Below are 18,605 nucleotides of genomic sequence, written 5' to 3'. Positions count from 1 at the left end.
CGCCGATGGTAGTGTGGGGTCTCCCCATGTGAGAGTAGGGAACTGCCAGGCATCAAATAAGAAGAACCCCGTACCGTAAGGTGCGGGGTTTTTTGCTTTTGTTTTCTCTCTCACTCTCACCCTCTCCCTGCAGGAGAGGGCATCAGACCGCACCCCACCCCACAATAAACTCAGCAATTCTATCCTCATCATTTAAATCCAGCACCGGAACCTCAACATCGAGAGCGACATCGCTGGCCACCGCAATGACATGCTCATCCAGCGTTAACTCGCTAACATCATGCCCGGCATCGCTTCTGAACAGCAGGATCTTTGCAACGGCCTCATGCTTAAACCCCTCAACCAGCACCAGATCAAGCGTGGAGTGATCCATCCGACTGACCAGATACGCGAGATCCAGTGGTGCTTTATCGGGCGTTTCCGTCATCAATGCCCACCGCTCACGACTTGCCACCATGGTTTGCGCGGCACCTGCCTTACGCAGTTCATAGCTGTCTTTACCCGGTTTATCGACGTCCATATTGTGGTGGGTATGCTTAATCAGCCCTGGGCGGATGCCTCTGGCACAAAGTGCGGGTATCAGCTTTTTAAGCAGCGTCGTTTTCCCGGTACCACTCCAGGCGGCGATAGCTAAAACAGGCGTCATTATTTCTCCTGCATGGTCTGTAAATCTTCCGTCGTATTCACGTTCACAAAGGCAGACTTCCAGTCGCTAAAATCAACGGAGTGGCCGCCTGACTGACGCATAAACACCATGACTCTTCGCTCTCCCGCCGTCAGGTAATCCTGCAGCGCTGGAACTAATGATCTATGAATCAGCGTAATAGCAGGATGGTCGCGCTCACCGTCATGCACCCAGACAACCGGTGCACCATCACGAAATTGCACGAGACGCTCCACAAGGCAGGAGGGAATAAACGGCGTATCACACGGGCAGAAAACAAACCACTCTGCCTCAGACTGCTGCATGACCGAGAGCATGCCGGCCAACGGTCCTGGGTAATCCCCAAGAGTATCCTGATAAACGGGGTATCCGCTGCGCTGATAAATATCGATATGGCGATTGGCACTGATGGCCATTGCCGCAACCTGATCTGCAAGCGTGTCAGCAACATGCTGCCAAAGTGGCTTACCGTTAAGCTGCTGAAGCCCCTTATCTTTTCCCGCCATGCGCGTTGCCCTGCCACCCGCCAGAACCACTCCGATGATTTCCTGACCCGGATTCACGAATATCGCCTCTTTTATTGTGGGATTGACCCTGCTAACGTGTCACTCTAAATGAAAGGAGCACCACCATGAAATGTAAACGTCTGAATGAAGTCATTGAACTCCTCCAGCCAGCCTGGCAAAAAGAGCCAGAGCTGAATCTGATGCAATTTTTACAGAAACTGGCGAAAGAGTCAGGTTTTGAAGGTGAACTGACAAACCTTTCTGACGACATCCTGATCTATCACCTCAAAATGCGTGACTCTGCCAAAGATGCTGTTATTCCTGGTATTCAGAAAGATTATGAGGAAGATTTTAAAACCGCATTGCTGCGCGCCCGAGGCGTAATTAAAGAGTAAAAGCTTGTAAGCGGCGGCACCGAAATCGCCACAAGATGATATCCTGAATCATTCGTATAATTTCCGGATGATCGGATGAACGACCAGGCTTTTACTTTCCAGACATTACACCCGGATACCATTATGGATGCGCTGTTTGAGCAGGGTATTCGGGTGGATTCCGGGCTAACCCCGCTAAATAGCTACGAAAACCGCGTCTATCAATTCCAGGACGAGGATCGTCAGCGCTTCGTTGTTAAGTTCTATCGCCCCAAGCGCTGGTCCGCTGAACAAATTCAGGAAGAGCATCAGTTTGCTCACGATTTACTGAATGATGAAGTTCCTGTTGCCGCACCGATAAAATTCAATAACCAAACGCTGCTTACGCACGAAGGGTTCTATTACGCTGTATTTCCCAGTCTGGGTGGCCGCCAGTTTGAAGCGGATAATATCGACCAAATGGAGTGGGTTGCCCGCTATCTGGGACGCATCCACCAGACGGGACGTAAAACGTCGTTTATTGCCCGCCCGACTATCGGTATTCAGGAATACCTTATTGAGCCCCGCCAGGTCTTCGAAACCTCAGCGCTTATTCCCTCTGCGTTAAAGGACGCGTTTCTCAGTGCGGCGGATAAACTTATTGGGGCGGTAAAAGCCTGCTGGCGCGATGATATTTCTGTCCTGCGTTTGCATGGTGATTGTCATGCCGGGAATATTCTCTGGCGCGATGGCCCTCTGTTTGTTGACCTCGATGATGCGCGGATGGGGCCAGCGGTGCAGGATTTGTGGATGTTGCTCAACGGCGACAAAGCCGAGCAACGTATGCAGCTTGAAACGATTATTGAAGCCTATGAAGAGTTTAGCCCTTTTAATTCAGACGAAATTGCCCTGATAGAACCTTTACGTGCGATGCGTTTTGTTTATTATCTCGCATGGTTAATCAGGCGTTGGGATGATCCCGCATTTCCTCGTAATTTCCCGTGGCTTACCGGAGAGGATTACTGGCGCAGCCAGATATCCACATTTACTGAGCAGGTTAAGGTTCTTCAGGAACCCCCACTGCAACTAACGCCGATGTATTAATTGGACACACCCAGGAGAGAGTTAATCATGAAAAAAATTTGGCTGGCGCTGGCAGGTATGATTCTGGCATTTAGCGCTTCTGCTGCACAGTTTACCGACGGCAAACAGTACATCACGCTGGACAAGCCCGTCGCTGGCGAGCCACAGGTTCTCGAGTTCTTCTCGTTCTATTGCCCACACTGCTATGAGTTTGAGCAGGTGCTGCATGTTGCTGACAACGTGAAGAAAAAGCTGCCGGAAGGCACCAAAATGACCAAATACCACGTTGAGTTCCTGGGCCCATTGGGTAAAGACCTGACTCAGGCGTGGGCGGTTGCGATTGCGCTGGGTGTGGAAGATAAGATCACCTCCCCTATGTTTGAAGCGGTGCAGAAAACCCAGACCGTCCAGACCACAGCAGATATTCGTAAAGTGTTCGTTGACGCAGGCGTGAAAGGTGAAGACTACGACGCCGCGTGGAACAGCTTTGTCGTGAAATCGCTGGTTGCTCAACAGGAAAAAGCCGCAGCCGATCTGCAGCTCCAGGGCGTTCCGGCGATGTATGTTAACGGCAAATATCAGCTGAACATGCAGGGCATGGACACCAGCAGCATGGATATCTTTGTACAGCAGTACGCAGACACCGTGAAATACCTGGTCGAGAAGAAGTAAACCCAATGATATAAAAACGCCGGTCAATGACCGGCGTTTTTGTTTGAAGCTTTGATGATCTCTATCTGCTCGTCTTTCTCTTTCCAGAGCGTATTAAGCCAAAGCTGGAAACGACGTTTGAAGTTCTTATCGTTAACGTAATCCCCATGCAGTTCGGTATCAATTGGCACCAGATCGACACGAACCACGATACGCGTCAGCTTGCCGCTGAGCATATCGAAGAAAGGCGTCTTGTCGTTTTCCGGATAGCAGAGCGTCACGTTCAGTAATTTATCGAACTGCGCCCCCAGCACGTTAAGCGCCATGGCAATACCCGCCGCCTTGGGTGGCAGCAGGTTCTGATAAGGGGAGCGAGTCTGAAGACGCTTCTCTTCTGTGAACCGCGAGCCTTCGACAAAATTCACAATCGTTGTCGGATGTGCGCGAAACTTCTCGCAGGAACGACGTGTCGTTTCCACATCCTTACCCCGCCGCTCCGGGTGGCGAATCAAATAGCTGCGCGAATAGCGTTTCATAAACGGCATATCCAGCGCCCAGCAGGCCAGGCCGATAAACGGTACCCAGGCCAGCTGTTGCTTCAGGAAGTATTTGTTCATCGGGATATGCTTACGGAACAGCACACATAACACCACGATGTCGGCCCAGCTGTGGTGATTACAGATCAGCAGATACCAGTTCTTTTTGTTGAGTCTTTCCAGACCCTCAACATCCCACTTCAGGTGAGGATTCAGGCGCAGCAGGATGGCCAACCCTTCGCACCAGCAGTACATCATGAAATTACAAAACGCCGACACGGCTCGCCAAACCGTAGGCAAAGGTAACAGCAGTTTAATTATCCCGGCGATGATGATCGGTACAGAACAGGCGATCGTTACCAGAATAGTTAAAATGATGCTTAACAGTAATGTTATTGCAGCGAGCAATCTCGACATGATGAGCTTTTTCAAATGGTTAGCTGTAAGTTAGCGACCGACTATCCGGTGCAGGGCGCTGATTTTATCAGAAATCAGACAAAATAATGGGGCTTTCATACGGAGAGTTGACAGGCAGCATCTCACTGCAGAAGATTTCACTACTATTACGCAGCAAACCGGGCATATATCCACATATGCTATATTCTCATTAGCTAGCAATATAATTCATTATTCTCGTATAACTACTTGATAAATAGATGATAATTATGTTTCTTTACGTTTTTTTTGCCTTTGTTAGTCATATGAAGTGAAAGTATTCACAAACTTATCCACAGTTTAAATTTTGCGAGCGATCCTCACGATCGTAAAATCTTTTCCTGTATCAGGCGCTAATAACTGATGTTTTCATCCTTCTGTGGCATCCTTTAGTTATAAATTGATTAAAGGCACGGACATTATGGTTCAGATCCCAGAAAACCCTCTTATTCTCGTCGACGGCTCTTCTTACCTGTATCGGGCGTATCATGCGTTTCCTCCTCTGACCAATAGCGCAGGGGAACCCACCGGCGCGATGTACGGTGTACTTAACATGCTGCGTAGCCTGATCCTTCAGTATCAGCCAACCCATGCGGCAGTCGTTTTTGATGCGAAAGGCAAAACTTTCCGCGACGAGTTATTTGAGCATTACAAATCTCACCGTCCGCCAATGCCTGACGATCTGCGTGCGCAGATTGAGCCGCTGCACGCGATGGTGAAAGCGATGGGGCTGCCACTGCTGGCGGTTTCTGGTGTTGAAGCGGATGACGTCATTGGCACCCTGGCGCGTGAAGCCGAAAAAATGGGCCGTCCGGTTCTCATCAGTACTGGTGATAAAGATATGGCGCAGCTGGTGACGCCAGGGATCACCCTGATTAACACCATGACCAACACCATCCTCGGCCCTGAAGAGGTGGTCGCAAAATATGGCGTGCCGCCAGAGTTGATTATCGATTTCCTCGCGTTGATGGGCGACTCATCGGATAACATCCCAGGCGTGCCAGGCGTTGGCGAAAAAACGGCACAGGCACTCCTTCAGGGACTGGGCGGGCTAGATACGCTGTATACGGAGTCTGACAAAATCGCCGGGCTCTCCTTCCGTGGCGCAAAAACCATGGCCGGGAAGCTGGAAGACAATAAAGAGGTGGCTTATCTCTCCTATAAGCTGGCGACGATTAAAACCGATGTTGAGCTGGAACTGGGATGTGAGCAGCTTGAGGTGCAACAACCATCTGCGGATGACCTGCTGAGCCTGTTTAAGAAATACGAATTTAAGCGCTGGACCACCGACGTGGAAGCCGGTAAATGGCTGCAGGCAAAAGGCGCCAAACCGGCTGCGAAGCCAAAAGAGACGATTGTCATTGATGCCGACGATCAGGCTGAAGAAGAAGCCGCAGCGCTCTCTTTTGAGCACTACGAAACCATTCTTGAAGAGTCACAGCTGGTTGCCTGGATCGAGAAACTGAAAAAAGCACCGGTGTTTGCTTTCGACACGGAAACCGACAGCCTGGATAACATTACCGCCAATATGGTGGGCCTGTCCTTTGCGACAGAGCCGGGTATCGCTGCCTATGTTCCCGTCGCGCATGATTACCTGGACGCACCGGAGCAACTCTCTCGCGAACGCGTACTGGAACTGCTGAAGCCGATTCTGGAAGACGACAACGCGTTGAAGGTGGGGCAAAACCTCAAATACGATCGCGGTATTCTGCAAAACTACGGTATTGAGCTGCGCGGTATCGCGTTTGATACCATGCTGGAATCCTACATTCTGGACAGCGTAGCAGGTCGTCATGATATGGACTCCCTGTCTGACCGCTGGTTGAAGCACAAAACCATCACGTTTGAAGAGATTGCCGGTAAGGGCAAAAATCAGCTCACCTTTAACCAGATAGCGCTGGAAGAGGCGGGACGCTATGCGGCAGAAGATGCCGACGTCACGCTGCAGCTGCATCTGAAAATGTGGCCAAAACTGCAGAAGCACGAAGGGCCGCTGAATGTGTTTCAGAACATTGAAATGCCGCTGGTACCTGTTCTTTCACGCATCGAGCGCAATGGCGTAAAAATCGATCCGACGGTACTGCATAACCACTCGGGCGAACTCGCCCAGCGTCTGACCGAACTGGAGCAAAAGGCGCATGAGCTTGCCGGTGAGCCGTTTAACCTCTCATCACCAAAACAGCTGCAAACCATCCTGTTTGAAAAGCAGGGGATCAAACCGCTGAAGAAAACCCCTGGCGGCGCACCGTCCACCTCTGAAGAGGTGCTGGAGGAGCTGGCGCTGGATTATCCGCTGCCAAAAGTCATTCTGGAGTACCGTGGTCTGGCAAAGCTGAAATCGACTTACACCGATAAGCTGCCGCTGATGATCAACCCGAAAACGGGTCGTGTGCATACTTCATACCATCAGGCTGTGGCGGCCACCGGACGTCTCTCCTCGACCGATCCGAACCTGCAGAACATTCCGGTACGAAATGAAGAAGGGCGTCGCATTCGTCAGGCGTTTATTGCACCTGATGACTATCTGATTGTTTCTGCTGACTACTCGCAAATCGAGCTGCGCATTATGGCGCACCTCTCGCGTGATAAGGGCCTGTTGACGGCCTTTGCCGAAGGGAAGGACATCCACCGGGCAACCGCTGCGGAAGTCTTTGGTCTGCCGCTGGACAGCGTGACAAACGAGCAACGCCGCAGCGCGAAAGCAATCAACTTCGGCCTGATTTACGGCATGAGCGCCTTCGGTCTTTCACGCCAGCTCAATATTCCGCGTAAAGAGTCGCAGAAGTATATGGATCTCTACTTCGAGCGATATCCGGGCGTACTGGAATATATGGAACGCACCCGCGCGCAGGCGAAGGAAAAAGGCTACGTTGAAACCCTGGACGGTCGTCGTCTCTACTTACCCGACATTAAATCCAGCAACGCGGCACGCCGTGCCGGGGCAGAACGTGCTGCAATCAACGCCCCGATGCAGGGAACCGCAGCTGACATCATCAAGCGCGCGATGATCGCCGTGGATGCCTGGCTGGAAAAAGAGAAACCGCGCGTGAAAATGATCATGCAGGTACACGATGAACTGGTGTTCGAAGTGCACAAAGACGATCTTGATAGCGTGTCGAAGACGATCCACGAACTGATGGAAAACAGCATGAAACTCGATGTGCCGTTGCTGGTGGAAGTGGGAAGTGGTGAAAACTGGGATCAGGCTCACTAATGGTTCGGCGAATAACGCGCTTTTTATGTAAGTTAGCAACATAACGACGTGCGTTTTGTGACGATCATTAGAATTCCCTATGTAAAGAATGAAAAAAAACTACAAAAAGTGCTTTTTCTGCAGCAAAAAAAGGGGTAGAGTTAGCGGCGTAGGGTACAGAGGTAAGATGTTCTATCTTTCAGACCTTTTACTTCACGTAATCGGATTTGGCTGAATATTTTAGCCGCCCCAGTCAGTAATGACTGGGGCGTTTTTTATTGCGGCAAAGAAAATTTCGGACAAAAAAAAGCGCGGCCATGGCCGCGCCCGGTATTACTCTTCTTCCGCTTCTGTTGCGGGCTCCAGCTCGCTGAACCAGCTGTCGAGCTTCTGACGCAGCTTATCCACACCCTGCTTTTTCAGCGAGGAGAACGCCTCAACCTGCACATCACCGTTGAATGCCAGTACCGCTTCACGAACCATATTCACCTGCGCTTTACGCGCGCCGCTCGCCAGCTTATCCGCTTTTGTCAGCAGCACCAGAACGGCAATATCGCTTGCCACAGCCCAGTCGATCATCTGCTGATCAAGGTCTTTCAGCGGGTGGCGAATATCCATCAGCACCACCAGGCCTTTCAGGCACATGCGCTTTTCCAGGTATTCACCCAGCGCGCGCTGCCACTTGATCTTCATCTCTTCCGGTACCTGCGCGTAACCGTACCCCGGTAAATCGACCAGGCGTTTGCCTTCGGCCACTTCAAACAGGTTAATCAGCTGGGTACGGCCAGGTGTTTTTGAGGTACGCGCCAGGTTCTTCTGATTGGTCAGCGTATTCAGTGCGCTGGATTTCCCCGCATTCGAGCGGCCAGCAAAGGCCACTTCGATGCCGGTATCAGAGGGCAGGTGGCGAATATCGGGCGCACTGGTGACAAAATGCGTCTGTTGGTAGTTCCAGGTAGTCACGTGGTCGTCTCCAAAAATCGTAATCTGCGGGGGATTATACCTTAATGCAGGCAAAAGGCTTTTTTGATTGCACCTGGTCTGTAGGCTTAAGCCCTGGCCGATGTGAGACATCGGCTATAGATGTTATGAGAAATTTCAGAGAAATCGCAGGTGTAAAAAAATACAAACTGTTTTAAATCATAAGATTAATATTGAGTGATTATCTGAAAATCCGTTTTTGTACCCTTTCGTTGCTTGTTAGTTTAAATGAACAAGGTAAAGTGTGCGTCAAGGCGGGGATGCCAACAGGATAATGACTTAGGGATAAGGGTCAGGAGCGCCAGGAGGCGAAGACGCAGGATTGTCAGGATGACCAGCGCCTGGAGGCGTTTTAACAGGAAAAGGAACCGTATCACGGACGGTATCAGCCAACGGATAAACAGGGTTTGTTGTAGGCAAACACGGAATGTCTGACCCGTTAAGGGTTATGAGTCAGGAAAAAAGGCGACAGATTGCTCTGTCGCCTTTTTTCTTTGCTTGCTTTCTGCTAGATTTCGCCGCAATTCTATACTGAAGAAAACGACTTAAAGATAAAACATCATGAAAAAACCGACCTCCGCAGCGGGCGCGAAACGCCCTGCCAAAGCACGCCGCAAAACGCGCGAAGAACTGAACCAGGAAGCGCGCGATCGCAAACGCGAAAAAAAACATCGCGGTCATGCTGCGGGTAGCCGTGCAAACGGTGGCGGTGCATCTGGCGCTTCTGCTAAAAATAAGCCGCAGAAAGATCCACGTATCGGCAGTAAAACTCCCATTCCACTGGGCGTGACAGACACCCCGGTCACTAAGCAGCACAAACCAAAGAGCGAGAAACCTATGCTTTCACCGCAGGCTGAGCTGGATTTGCTGGAGAACGATGAGCGCCTGGACGCGCTGCTGGAACGTCTTGAAGAGGGTGAAACCCTGACCGCTGAAGAGCAGTCCTGGGTGGATGCCAAACTGGATCGCATCGACGAACTGATGCAGAAGCTGGGCCTGTCATACGACGATGACGAAGATGAAGAAGAAGACGAAAAGCAGGAAGATATGATGCGTCTTCTGAAGGGTGGAAACTAACATTTGCACCCGGCAGGAACGATAGTCCTGCTTATAACCCTTCCGGTTATATGTTATCTGGTGTGGTTATTCGTTAAACTACGGCGGTTGTCGCGGCGACAGAAGTGGCTGCGCACCCGAATGATGGTCCGCAACGGGGCCAGAACGGGCCGCCGTATACGAACGCGACACCAACGGAAGGAGTGAGCATGTCTGTACCATCTATCGACTGGGATTTGGCCCTGATCCAGAAATATAACTATTCCGGGCCGCGTTACACCTCATACCCCACCGCGCTGGAGTTCTCCGATGCCTTCGGTGAGGGTGATTTTCAGCAGGCCGTCGCGCGCTATCCAGAACGCCCGCTGTCGCTCTACGTCCATATTCCGTTCTGCCATAAGCTCTGCTACTTCTGCGGCTGCAATAAAATTGTCACCCGTCAGCAGCATAAAGCCGATCAGTATCTGGATGCGCTGGAGCAGGAAATTTTACACCGCGCGCCGTTGTTTACTGGCCGTCACGTCAGCCAGCTTCACTGGGGCGGCGGTACGCCAACCTATCTGAATAAAGCGCAGATCAGCCGTTTGATGGCGCTTCTTCGCGGCAATTTCCATTTTAATGACGACGCCGAAATCTCGATCGAGGTCGATCCGCGTGAAATTGAGCTGGATGTGCTGGATCATTTACGTGCCGAAGGCTTCAATCGCCTGAGTATGGGCGTTCAGGACTTCAATAAAGAGGTCCAGCGTCTGGTGAACCGTGAACAGGACGAAGAATTTATCTTTGCCTTACTCAACCATGCGCGTGAAATTGGTTTCACCTCAACCAATATCGATCTGATTTACGGCCTGCCAAAGCAGACGCCGGAGAGCTTTGCTTTTACGCTGAAACGCGTGGCTGAACTTAACCCGGACCGCCTGAGCGTATTCAACTATGCGCATCTGCCGACGCTCTTTGCTGCGCAGCGCAAAATCAAAGATGCCGATCTGCCTTCTGCTCAACAGAAACTGGATATTCTCCAGGAAACCATTACCTTGCTGACCGAGACCGGCTATCAGTTTATCGGTATGGATCACTTTGCCCGTCCGGATGACGAGCTGGCTGTTGCCCAGCGCGAAGGGGTACTGCACCGTAATTTCCAGGGCTATACCACCCAGGGCGATACCGATTTGCTGGGGATGGGTGTTTCCGCCATCAGCATGATTGGCGATTGCTACGCGCAAAACCAGAAAGAGTTGAAGCTCTACTATCAGCAGGTGGATGAAAAGGGCAACGCGCTGTGGCGAGGCATCGCGTTAACACGTGACGACTGCATTCGTCGTGATGTGATTAAGGCGCTTATCTGCAACTTCCGTCTCGATTTCAGCGACGTTGAGTCGCAGTGGGATCTGCACTTTAGCGATTATTTTGCAGAAGACCTGAAGCTGCTGGCGCCGCTGGCGAAGGACGGGCTGGTGGATGTGTCGGAGAATGCGATTGAGGTCACGCCGAAAGGACGTTTATTGATTCGTAATATCTGCATGTGCTTTGACGCTTACCTTCGGCAGAAAGCGCGTATGCAGCAGTTCTCGCGGGTGATTTAAGCCGCAAAAGCATGAAACGTAGGCCGGGTAAGGCGAAGCCGCCACCCGGCTTTTACATTTTTACCCGCTAGCTAAACAGACCAACCAGCGCCGCACACAACACTGCAGCAACTGCGGTTTGCGGCGTGTGGCTTTCTGCGGCTCCGCTAGAGAGCATATGTACTAATGTTTCCAGCATGATGTTCACCCCCAATTTCCGGGCACGATCATACAAAACTCATCGACACAGTAAAGCGCAAAATAACGGCAATTTGCGCTCAATTAGTAATCTTTACACAGCGGTGAAGATTACTCCATTCCCAGCTCTTTAAGCTTACGCGTCAGGGTATTACGTCCCCATCCCAGCAGGCGGGCTGCTTCCTGTTTATGGCCCTGCGTATGACGAAGCGCGGTGGTTAACAGCGTGCGTTCCATCTCCGGCTGCGCCTCAGAGAGCAAATTTTGATGACCGGAACGCAGCGCGCGATCGGCCCATTGCGCCAGCAGCGTCGCCCAGCTGTCCGGCAGCGCATGGCCCGTACTGCTTTCAGGGGCGGTCGCTTCAAACAGCTCAGCCGGCAGATCCTGAATCAAGACCTCCTGTCCGGCGGCCATGACGGTGAGCCAGCGACAGGTATTTTCCAGCTGACGCACGTTACCCGGCCAGGCCAGGCGGGTGAGGGCGGCATCGGTTTCCGGGTGAAGCTGTTTGGCTTCTACGCCCAGTTCACGCGCGGCGACCTGCAGGAAGTGACGCGCCAGGCGAGGGATATCTTCGCGACGTTCACGTAGCGGCGGTAGATGGACGCGGATGACGTTCAGGCGATGGAATAAATCCTCACGGAATTTTCCCTCCTGCACGCGTTGCTCCAGGTTCTGGTGTGTCGCGGCAATAATGCGTACATCCACTTTCACCGGCGCATACCCGCCCACGCGATAAAACTGTCCGTCAGCCAGCACGCGCAGAAGACGGGTCTGAACATCCAGCGGCATATCGCCAATTTCATCCAGGAATAATGTCCCCCCGTCAGCCTGTTCGAAGCGGCCCTGACGAATGGTATTTGCCCCGGTAAAGGCGCCTTTTTCATGGCCGAACAGTTCGGATTCAATCAAATCTTTCGGGATAGCCGCCATATTCAGGGCGATAAACGGCGCTTTTGCCCGCGGGCTATGGCGATGTAAGGCGTGCGCGACCAGCTCTTTACCGGTGCCCGATTCGCCATTAATCAGTACGCTGATGGACGAACGCGACAGACGGCCAATAATGCGAAACACATCCTGCATCGCCGGTGCTTCGCCAATGATGTCCGTGGTAGGGCCGAAATCGGGCGCATTACGGGGCTGTTGCTGCTCCTGGTAATGGCTAATGGCGCGCTCAACCAGCGCGACCGCTTCGTCGATATCAAATGGCTTGGGCAGGTAGTCGAATGCCCCTTGCTGATAGGCGCTAACGGCGGCATCCAGATCGGAGTGTGCCGTCATTATGATGACCGGAAGCATAGGGTGGCGTTGTTTGATCTGCTTTAAAAGCGCCAGCCCGTCCATACCCGGCATACGAATATCCGACAGCAGAACATCCGGCGTTTTGGTGGTGAGTGCGTCGAGCACTTCGCTGCCGCTCTCAAACGTCGTGCAGCTTAATCCCGCCCCTGTGAGCGCGCGTTCAAGCACCCAACGGATGGAGCTATCGTCATCGACTACCCAGACTATCCCTCGTTGCATAAACGTCACCTTTATTTTTTAATCGGCAGGAAAACCGAAAACTCGGTATGTCCCGGCCAACTGGTAAATTCAATTTTTCCAGAGTGTTGATCGATCAAACTGCGGGCAATGGATAATCCCAGCCCGGTACCGCCTTCGCGACCGCTGACCATTGGGTAGAACAGGGTGTCCTGCAGATGAGATGGGATCCCCGGCCCGTTGTCCTCAACGTCGATGCGTGCCGCCAGCCGATAGCGCACGCCATGCAAGGTGAGCTGGAATGCGGTACGGGTACGCAAAATGATTTCGCCGCCTTCCGGTCCCAGAGCCTGCAGCGCATTACGCACAATATTCAGCAGGACCTGCTCAATCTGGTCCGGATCGTGCGCCAGTTCCGGCAGGCTGGGGTCATAATCACGCACCAGCGTAACGTTCTCCGGCAGCTCCATTGAGACGAGCTTCACCACCCGTTCAGCCACTTTATGAATGCTTTCGGTGACGTGCATACCCGGCTGTTGCGGCCCGAGCAGGCGGTCAACCAGGTTACGCAGACGGTCGGCCTGCTCAATGATGACGTTGGTATACTCCGCCAGCGCAGGGTCCGGCAGCGCTTTGGTTAACAGCTGCGCCGCCCCGCGTAATCCGCCCAATGGGTTTTTGATTTCATGCGCCAGGCCCCGCACCAGATCGCGGGCAGCAATTTGCTGCGCATGCTGAAGTTGCTCCTGGCTCAGTCGGCGCTGATTGTCCATCGGTGCCATTTCGAGCAGGATCAGCCCTTCAGGAAGACGTTGCGCGGTAAGCGACAAAATATGCGAGCGCCCGTCGATCACCAGCGTCACTTCGTTATCGGTGAACCCCTGACCGGCCTGCAGACTTTCCTGCATCAGGCCAATGTTCAGCGAAAAATAACTCAATAATTCTGGCAGCGGAGTGCCAAACAGTTTGCGTGCGCTTTGGGCGAGCAGTTGCTGCGCCGCCGGGTTGGCGTAATGAACAGCCAACTCGTCGTCGACCAGCAAAATGCTGTTAATTAACGAATTGAGGATCTGCCCAGCATCGGGCAGCGTGCCAGTTGCCATTCAGCAGTCTCCTGGAGTTGGTTGCACTAATTTAGTGCAGTATAGCTTTTTCGTCGTAAAAAGCGCGTGAGATCAGGTTGTTGGTGGAGAAAAAAGCCCATCCGGAGATGGGCTGAAAGTTTCCACGGCAACAAAAAAAAGCTTTCGGGGCCGCGCCTGAAGGGTGGCGCGAAACCCGTTGTAACTTAAACGCTGTAGTACAGTTCGAATTCAATCGGATGCGGAGTCATGCGCACGCGGTCGTTCTCTTCAGTACGCAGGGCGATGTAAGCATCGATAGCGTCGTCAGTGAACACGCCACCCGCAGTCAGGAATTCGCGGTCTGCGTCCAGTGCCTGCAGGGCTTCTTCCAGAGAGCCTGCAACCTGTGGGATCTCTTTCGCTTCTTCTGGCGGCAGGTCATACAGGTTTTTGTCCATCGCTTCGCCTGGGTGGATCTTGTTCTTGATACCGTCCAGACCGGCCATCAGCAGTGCTGCGAAGCACAGGTATGGGTTAGCTGCTGGATCCGGGAAGCGCACTTCGATACGACGCGCTTTAGGAGAAGCCACCACCGGGATACGGATAGAAGCAGAACGGTTACGCGCTGAGTAAGCCAGCATAACAGGTGCTTCGTAGCCTGGGACCAGACGCTTGTAAGAGTTGGTGGTTGGGTTCGCCAGGGCGTTGATCGCTTTAGCGTGTTTGATTACGCCGCCAATGTAGTACAGCGCCTGCTCAGACAGACCTGCATATTTGTCACCAGAGAACAGGTTGGTACCGTTCTTGGACAGGGACATGTGGCAGTGCATACCGGAACCGTTGTCGCCAAACATTGGTTTTGGCATGAAGGTCGCGGTTTTACCGAAACGGTGTGCAACGTTGTGCACAACGTATTTGTAGATCTGAATTTCGTCCGCTTTTTTGGTCATGGTGTTGAAGCGGGTTGCCACTTCGTTCTGACCAGCAGTCGCCACTTCGTGGTGGTGAGCTTCAACTACCAGGCCCATCTCTTCCATCACCAGACACATGGTGGAACGGATGTCCTGTGAAGAATCGACCGGAGGAACCGGGAAGTAACCGCCTTTCACGCCAGGACGGTGACCTTTGTTACCACCTTCGTATTTGGTGGAGGAGTTCCATGCACCTTCGATGTCGTCGATAGCCACATGGGAGCCAGAGATAGAGGCACCGAAACGAATGTCATCGAACAGGAAGAATTCTGGCTCTGGCCCGAACAGAACGGTGTCTGCGATGCCGGTAGAACGCAGGTACTCTTCTGCACGTTTAGCGATGGAGCGTGGGTCACGGTCGTAGCCCTGCAGCGTGCCTGGCTCGAGGATATCGCAACGGATGATCAGGGTTGGCTCTTCGAAGAACGGATCAATGACCGCCGTGGTCGCGTCTGGCATCAGAACCATGTCAGATTCGTTAATGCCTTTCCAGCCACCAATGGAGGAGCCGTCAAACATTTTGCCTTCTTCAAAGAATTCGGCGTTTACCTGATGAGCAGGAATAGTGACGTGCTGTTCTTTACCTTTAGTATCGGTGAAGCGCAGATCAACAAACTTCACTTCATGTTCGTTCAGCATCGTCAAAACGTGTTCAGCGGACATACTTAACTCTCCAGATTGGTCATTGTCGTCGTGGTAACGAGGTCTTCAACTTCTATCAAGGTGGCTATGAGGCCATCTTTTTGCCGTATTTTTATAAAGCGAAATCTGTGCCAACTTTTAAAACACCCCAAAAAGGCGTTATCATGCGCACCATAGTGCAAAAGTGCTGCACCACAATGGTTATGTTGCACCAGTATAGTGCTTCAGTGTGAACACTGAGCACCATATTGGTGCAATTTTCGTTAAAGTGCCCTTTTTACGCTCCGTGAAAGCGATCACAAAGCATCTCTGCAATACTTGTTTGCGGGGGATGTTTGTGATCCTGTTTTGTAGTGCGATTAATCCGTGTACAATAACGCGCTATTTCTAATGCCTGAGGCAAAGTTGTGATCGAAAATTTGCGTAACATCGCCATCATCGCGCACGTTGACCATGGTAAAACTACCCTGGTTGATAAGCTGCTGCAGCAATCCGGTACGTTTGATGCACGTGCCGAAACTCAAGAGCGTGTGATGGACTCCAACGATTTGGAGAAAGAGCGTGGGATTACCATCCTCGCGAAAAACACCGCTATCAAATGGAATGACTACCGTATCAACATCGTTGATACCCCAGGGCACGCCGACTTCGGTGGTGAAGTTGAGCGCGTGATGTCCATGGTGGATTCCGTGCTGCTGGTGGTTGACGCCTTTGACGGCCCAATGCCGCAAACGCGTTTCGTGACCAAAAAAGCATTTGCCCATGGCCTGAAGCCTATTGTTGTTATCAACAAGGTTGACCGTCCTGGCGCACGTCCTGACTGGGTTGTTGATCAGGTGTTCGACCTGTTCGTTAACCTTGACGCGACCGACGAGCAGCTGGACTTCCCTATCATCTACGCTTCGGCGCTGAATGGTATTGCAGGTCTGGATCACGAAGATATGGCGGAAGACATGACCCCGCTGTATCAGGCGATTGTCGATCACGTACCGGCTCCGGATGTTGATCTTGATGGTCCTCTGCAGATGCAGATCTCCCAGCTGGACTACAACAACTACGTTGGCGTTATCGGTATCGGCCGCATCAAACGCGGTAAAGTGAAGCCGAACCAGCAGGTTACTATCATCGATAGCGAAGGCAAAACCCGTAACGGTAAAGTGGGCAAAGTGCTGACTCACTTGGGTCTGGAGCGTATCGACAGCGATCTGGCTGAAGCGGGCGATATCATCGCGATCACCGGTCTGGGCGAGCTGAACATCTCTGACACTATCTGCGACCCGCAGAACGTGGAAGCGCTGCCAGCCCTGTCTGTTGATGAACCAACGGTAACCATGTTCTTCAACGTCAACACCTCTCCGTTCTGTGGTAAAGAAGGTAAATTCGTTACCTCTCGTCAGATCCTTGACCGCCTGAACAAAGAGCTGGTGCACAACGTTGCGCTGCGCGTTGAAGAAACGGAAGACGCTGATGCCTTCCGCGTATCCGGTCGTGGTGAACTGCACCTGTCTGTTCTGATCGAAAACATGCGTCGTGAAGGTTTCGAGATGGCGGTTTCCCGTCCGAAAGTTATCTTCCGCGAAATCGACGGCCGTAAACAAGAGCCGTTCGAAAACGTAACGCTGGACGTTGAAGAGCAGCACCAGGGTTCTGTGATGCAGGCTCTGGGTGAGCGTAAAGGCGACCTGAAAAACATGAATCCAGATGGCAAAGGCCGCGTACGTCTCGACTACGTGATCCCAAGCCGTGGCCTGATCGGCTTCCGTTCTGAGTTCATGACCATGACTTCCGGTACCGGTCTGCTGTACTCCACCTTCAGCCACTACGACGACGTACGTCCGGGCGAAGTGGGCCAGCGTAACAACGGCGTGCTGATCTCTAACGGTCAGGGTAAAGCGGTTGCGTTTGCGCTGTTCGGTCTGCAGGATCGCGGTAAGCTGTTCCTGGGTCACGGTGCTGAAGTGTATGAAGGCCAGATCATCGGTATTCACAGTCGTTCTAACGACCTGACGGTAAACTGCCTGACCGGTAAGAAACTGACCAACATGCGTGCGTCCGGTACTGACGAAGCAACGGTTCTGGTTCCACCGATCAAGATGACGCTGGAGCAGGCTCTGGAATTCATCGATGACGACGAACTGGTAGAAGTGACTCCACTGTCTATCCGTATCCGTAAACGTCACCTGACCGAGAACGATCGTAAACGTGCAATGCGCGGTGCGAAAGAAGAGTAATACGGTCAATCCGTTAGCCGGGTAAGCGCATGCGCCGCCCGGCAGTAAAAAGCCGCTGATTGCTCAGCGGCTTTTTTATTAGAACGAATACCGCAATCCCAGGCGAATCCGGTACTGCTCCCGGTTGTAATCATTCCATCTGTCCAGCCACTGCAGTTCAAGATATGGCAGCCAGTTTTTGTCGATCTTGTAGCTGAATTTATTGGTAATTTCCCAGTGATGATCTTTGCCATTTTTGCTGTGGTAATCATTCACCCGCTGGAAAAAGTGCGGTTCAAAGGTATAAAAAAACGCATCCGTCACTTTGAAATTCCAGTAGTTAGCAAACTCGTGCGTATCGTTCTTATCCATCTGCCCGTTATAGTCCGGCGTATCGTAATTGTTATGGTTATAGCGATAGCGGAACGTCAGGTTGAACCCGTCCGTAAATTTATAATTGGTATCTAAATAGACCGCACCACCCGATCCTGCGCTGCTGTCGTTAATCAATCCGCCGGGCTGGAAGGTGAGCTTGTCGGTGGGTTTAAAGAGCGGATACCACCCCTCTATTTCGTTATAGCTGTGCTTAAGCTCATCCCATTTCCCCACGTTATAGGCATTGGTGAACATCAGCCCCGCGCCCATACCGAAGTTATAGCCTGCACGCAGGATCACCTCGTGCAGCTCAGAGGCCGTATTGTATGCTTCGCGGGTTTCGACATAAGCCCCGGCAAATATCGGGCAGGACACAGACGACACGATCAGTACAGTAATGATTCTTTTCATAATTTGTCCATGTATCAGGTACAGAAAGGCCTCCCTCCTGATGAACAGGAAGGACATAGTGGCCGGTTTTATTGTTATAAAGTGACTGCTGACGCTTTATTGTTGGTGGTTATCTCAGGGGTATTCGCGGTTTGTTTTTAATGAGATGGTCACTCCCTCCTTCCCGGTACTATGCTGAGGACAGGCTTTCATTCGGAGAACTATCATGGAAAACATTGCGCTCATTGGTATC

General features: G+C 52.1%; 16 protein-coding genes. 7 read left to right on the top strand and 9 right to left on the bottom strand.

Annotated elements, in window-relative coordinates:
* Positions 1-142: 142 nt before the first annotated feature.
* Positions 143-646: a molybdopterin-guanine dinucleotide biosynthesis protein MobB gene (gene mobB, locus ACMWKA_RS24890; protein WP_262817657.1), complete on the bottom strand. Its 504-nt coding sequence runs from the start codon at positions 644-646 to the stop codon at positions 143-145.
* Positions 646-1,227 (bottom strand): molybdenum cofactor guanylyltransferase MobA, encoded by a 582-nt coding sequence (gene mobA / locus ACMWKA_RS24885; protein WP_252000491.1) that lies wholly within the window; start codon positions 1,225-1,227, stop codon positions 646-648. The genes mobB and mobA overlap by 1 nt, the downstream gene beginning before the upstream one ends.
* A gap of 68 nt (positions 1,228-1,295) precedes the next feature.
* On the opposite strand from mobA, the gene ACMWKA_RS24880 reads away from it, so the two are divergent.
* The 3 genes from ACMWKA_RS24880 to dsbA all read left to right on the top strand — a co-directional run bounded on the left by ACMWKA_RS24880 (position 1,296) and on the right by dsbA (position 3,278).
* Positions 1,296-1,565 carry a YihD family protein gene (locus tag ACMWKA_RS24880; RefSeq protein WP_252000489.1) on the top strand — a complete coding sequence of 90 codons (270 nt, stop codon included), beginning with the start codon at positions 1,296-1,298 and terminating at the stop codon, positions 1,563-1,565.
* 75 nt (positions 1,566-1,640) lie between these two features.
* Positions 1,641-2,627: a serine/threonine protein kinase gene (locus ACMWKA_RS24875; RefSeq protein ID WP_062729265.1), complete on the top strand. Its 987-nt coding sequence runs from the start codon at positions 1,641-1,643 to the stop codon at positions 2,625-2,627.
* Positions 2,628-2,654: 27 nt separating this feature from the next.
* Positions 2,655-3,278 (top strand): thiol:disulfide interchange protein DsbA, encoded by a 624-nt coding sequence (dsbA, locus tag ACMWKA_RS24870; RefSeq protein WP_048971040.1) that lies wholly within the window; start codon positions 2,655-2,657, stop codon positions 3,276-3,278.
* A gap of 23 nt (positions 3,279-3,301) precedes the next feature.
* Here dsbA and ACMWKA_RS24865 read toward each other — a convergent pair whose 3' ends face one another.
* Positions 3,302-4,210 carry an acyltransferase gene (locus tag ACMWKA_RS24865; protein WP_029882361.1) on the bottom strand — a complete coding sequence of 303 codons (909 nt, stop codon included), beginning with the start codon at positions 4,208-4,210 and terminating at the stop codon, positions 3,302-3,304.
* A gap of 439 nt (positions 4,211-4,649) precedes the next feature.
* Here ACMWKA_RS24865 and polA point away from each other — a divergent pair, with 439 nt between their 5' ends.
* A complete protein-coding gene (gene polA / locus ACMWKA_RS24860; RefSeq protein WP_414760683.1) occupies positions 4,650-7,442 on the top strand; it encodes a DNA polymerase I in 2,793 nt (930 codons plus the stop codon).
* Between the two features lie 312 nt (positions 7,443-7,754).
* On the opposite strand, the gene yihA is transcribed toward polA, so the two are convergent.
* Positions 7,755-8,384, bottom strand: coding sequence for a ribosome biogenesis GTP-binding protein YihA/YsxC (yihA, locus tag ACMWKA_RS24855; protein WP_020686870.1), 630 nt, complete (start codon positions 8,382-8,384; stop codon positions 7,755-7,757).
* A 579-nt stretch (positions 8,385-8,963) separates the two neighbouring features.
* Here yihA and yihI point away from each other — a divergent pair.
* Both yihI and hemN read left to right on the top strand, forming a co-directional pair.
* Positions 8,964-9,479, top strand: coding sequence for a Der GTPase-activating protein YihI (gene yihI, locus ACMWKA_RS24850; RefSeq protein WP_013099380.1), 516 nt, complete (start codon positions 8,964-8,966; stop codon positions 9,477-9,479).
* 188 nt (positions 9,480-9,667) lie between these two features.
* Complete coding sequence (hemN, locus tag ACMWKA_RS24845) at positions 9,668-11,041, top strand: oxygen-independent coproporphyrinogen III oxidase (RefSeq protein ID WP_414760682.1); 1,374 nt, start codon at positions 9,668-9,670, stop codon at positions 11,039-11,041.
* A 67-nt stretch (positions 11,042-11,108) separates the two neighbouring features.
* Here the strand turns inward: hemN and ACMWKA_RS24840 are convergent, their stop codons facing one another.
* The 4 genes from ACMWKA_RS24840 to glnA form a co-directional block, all read right to left on the bottom strand.
* Entirely contained in the window at positions 11,109-11,219 is a 111-nt protein-coding gene (locus ACMWKA_RS24840) for a YshB family small membrane protein (protein ID WP_032618432.1), read from the bottom strand.
* Between the two features lie 110 nt (positions 11,220-11,329).
* Positions 11,330-12,742 (bottom strand): nitrogen regulation protein NR(I), encoded by a 1,413-nt coding sequence (gene glnG / locus ACMWKA_RS24835; RefSeq protein WP_013099377.1) that lies wholly within the window; start codon positions 12,740-12,742, stop codon positions 11,330-11,332.
* Between the two features lie 11 nt (positions 12,743-12,753).
* On the bottom strand, positions 12,754-13,803 hold the full coding sequence (glnL, locus tag ACMWKA_RS24830; protein WP_008501857.1) for a nitrogen regulation protein NR(II): 1,050 nt from the start codon (positions 13,801-13,803) through the stop codon (positions 12,754-12,756).
* A gap of 185 nt (positions 13,804-13,988) precedes the next feature.
* On the bottom strand, positions 13,989-15,398 hold the full coding sequence (gene glnA / locus ACMWKA_RS24825) for a glutamate--ammonia ligase (protein WP_414760681.1): 1,410 nt from the start codon (positions 15,396-15,398) through the stop codon (positions 13,989-13,991).
* Positions 15,399-15,784: 386 nt separating this feature from the next.
* Here glnA and typA point away from each other — a divergent pair, with 386 nt between their 5' ends.
* The gene (gene typA / locus ACMWKA_RS24820; RefSeq protein WP_008501854.1) at positions 15,785-17,608 is read left to right on the top strand and encodes a ribosome-dependent GTPase TypA; all 1,824 of its coding nucleotides are present in this window, start codon (positions 15,785-15,787) and stop codon (positions 17,606-17,608) included.
* 78 nt (positions 17,609-17,686) lie between these two features.
* Here typA and ompL read toward each other — a convergent pair whose 3' ends face one another.
* Positions 17,687-18,373 carry a porin OmpL gene (gene ompL / locus ACMWKA_RS24815; protein WP_414760680.1) on the bottom strand — a complete coding sequence of 229 codons (687 nt, stop codon included), beginning with the start codon at positions 18,371-18,373 and terminating at the stop codon, positions 17,687-17,689.
* Positions 18,374-18,605: the final 232 nt, after the last annotated feature.

The organism is Enterobacter sp. 03-F-07-AD-ECC, from assembly GCF_047530935.1.
Lineage (GTDB): Bacteria > Pseudomonadota > Gammaproteobacteria > Enterobacterales > Enterobacteriaceae > Enterobacter > Enterobacter cloacae.
The sequence above is the reverse complement of the archived record's forward strand: the minus strand, read 5'-3'. Positions and strand labels throughout refer to the sequence as shown.

Coding starts and splice junctions, on each gene's coding strand:
- ompL (WP_414760680.1), bottom strand. CDS start 18,373: ATGAAAAGAATCATTACTGTACTGATCGTGTCGTCTGTGTCCTGCCCG.
- ACMWKA_RS24865 (WP_029882361.1), bottom strand. CDS start 4,210: ATGTCGAGATTGCTCGCTGCAATAACATTACTGTTAAGCATCATTTTA.
- hemN (WP_414760682.1), top strand. CDS start 9,668: ATGTCTGTACCATCTATCGACTGGGATTTGGCCCTGATCCAGAAATAT.
- mobB (WP_262817657.1), bottom strand. CDS start 646: ATGACGCCTGTTTTAGCTATCGCCGCCTGGAGTGGTACCGGGAAAACG.
- dsbA (WP_048971040.1), top strand. CDS start 2,655: ATGAAAAAAATTTGGCTGGCGCTGGCAGGTATGATTCTGGCATTTAGC.
- ACMWKA_RS24840 (WP_032618432.1), bottom strand. CDS start 11,219: ATGCTGGAAACATTAGTACATATGCTCTCTAGCGGAGCCGCAGAAAGC.
- ACMWKA_RS24880 (WP_252000489.1), top strand. CDS start 1,296: ATGAAATGTAAACGTCTGAATGAAGTCATTGAACTCCTCCAGCCAGCC.
- polA (WP_414760683.1), top strand. CDS start 4,650: ATGGTTCAGATCCCAGAAAACCCTCTTATTCTCGTCGACGGCTCTTCT.
- glnA (WP_414760681.1), bottom strand. CDS start 15,398: ATGTCCGCTGAACACGTTTTGACGATGCTGAACGAACATGAAGTGAAG.
- glnG (WP_013099377.1), bottom strand. CDS start 12,742: ATGCAACGAGGGATAGTCTGGGTAGTCGATGACGATAGCTCCATCCGT.
- glnL (WP_008501857.1), bottom strand. CDS start 13,803: ATGGCAACTGGCACGCTGCCCGATGCTGGGCAGATCCTCAATTCGTTA.
- ACMWKA_RS24875 (WP_062729265.1), top strand. CDS start 1,641: ATGAACGACCAGGCTTTTACTTTCCAGACATTACACCCGGATACCATT.
- yihI (WP_013099380.1), top strand. CDS start 8,964: ATGAAAAAACCGACCTCCGCAGCGGGCGCGAAACGCCCTGCCAAAGCA.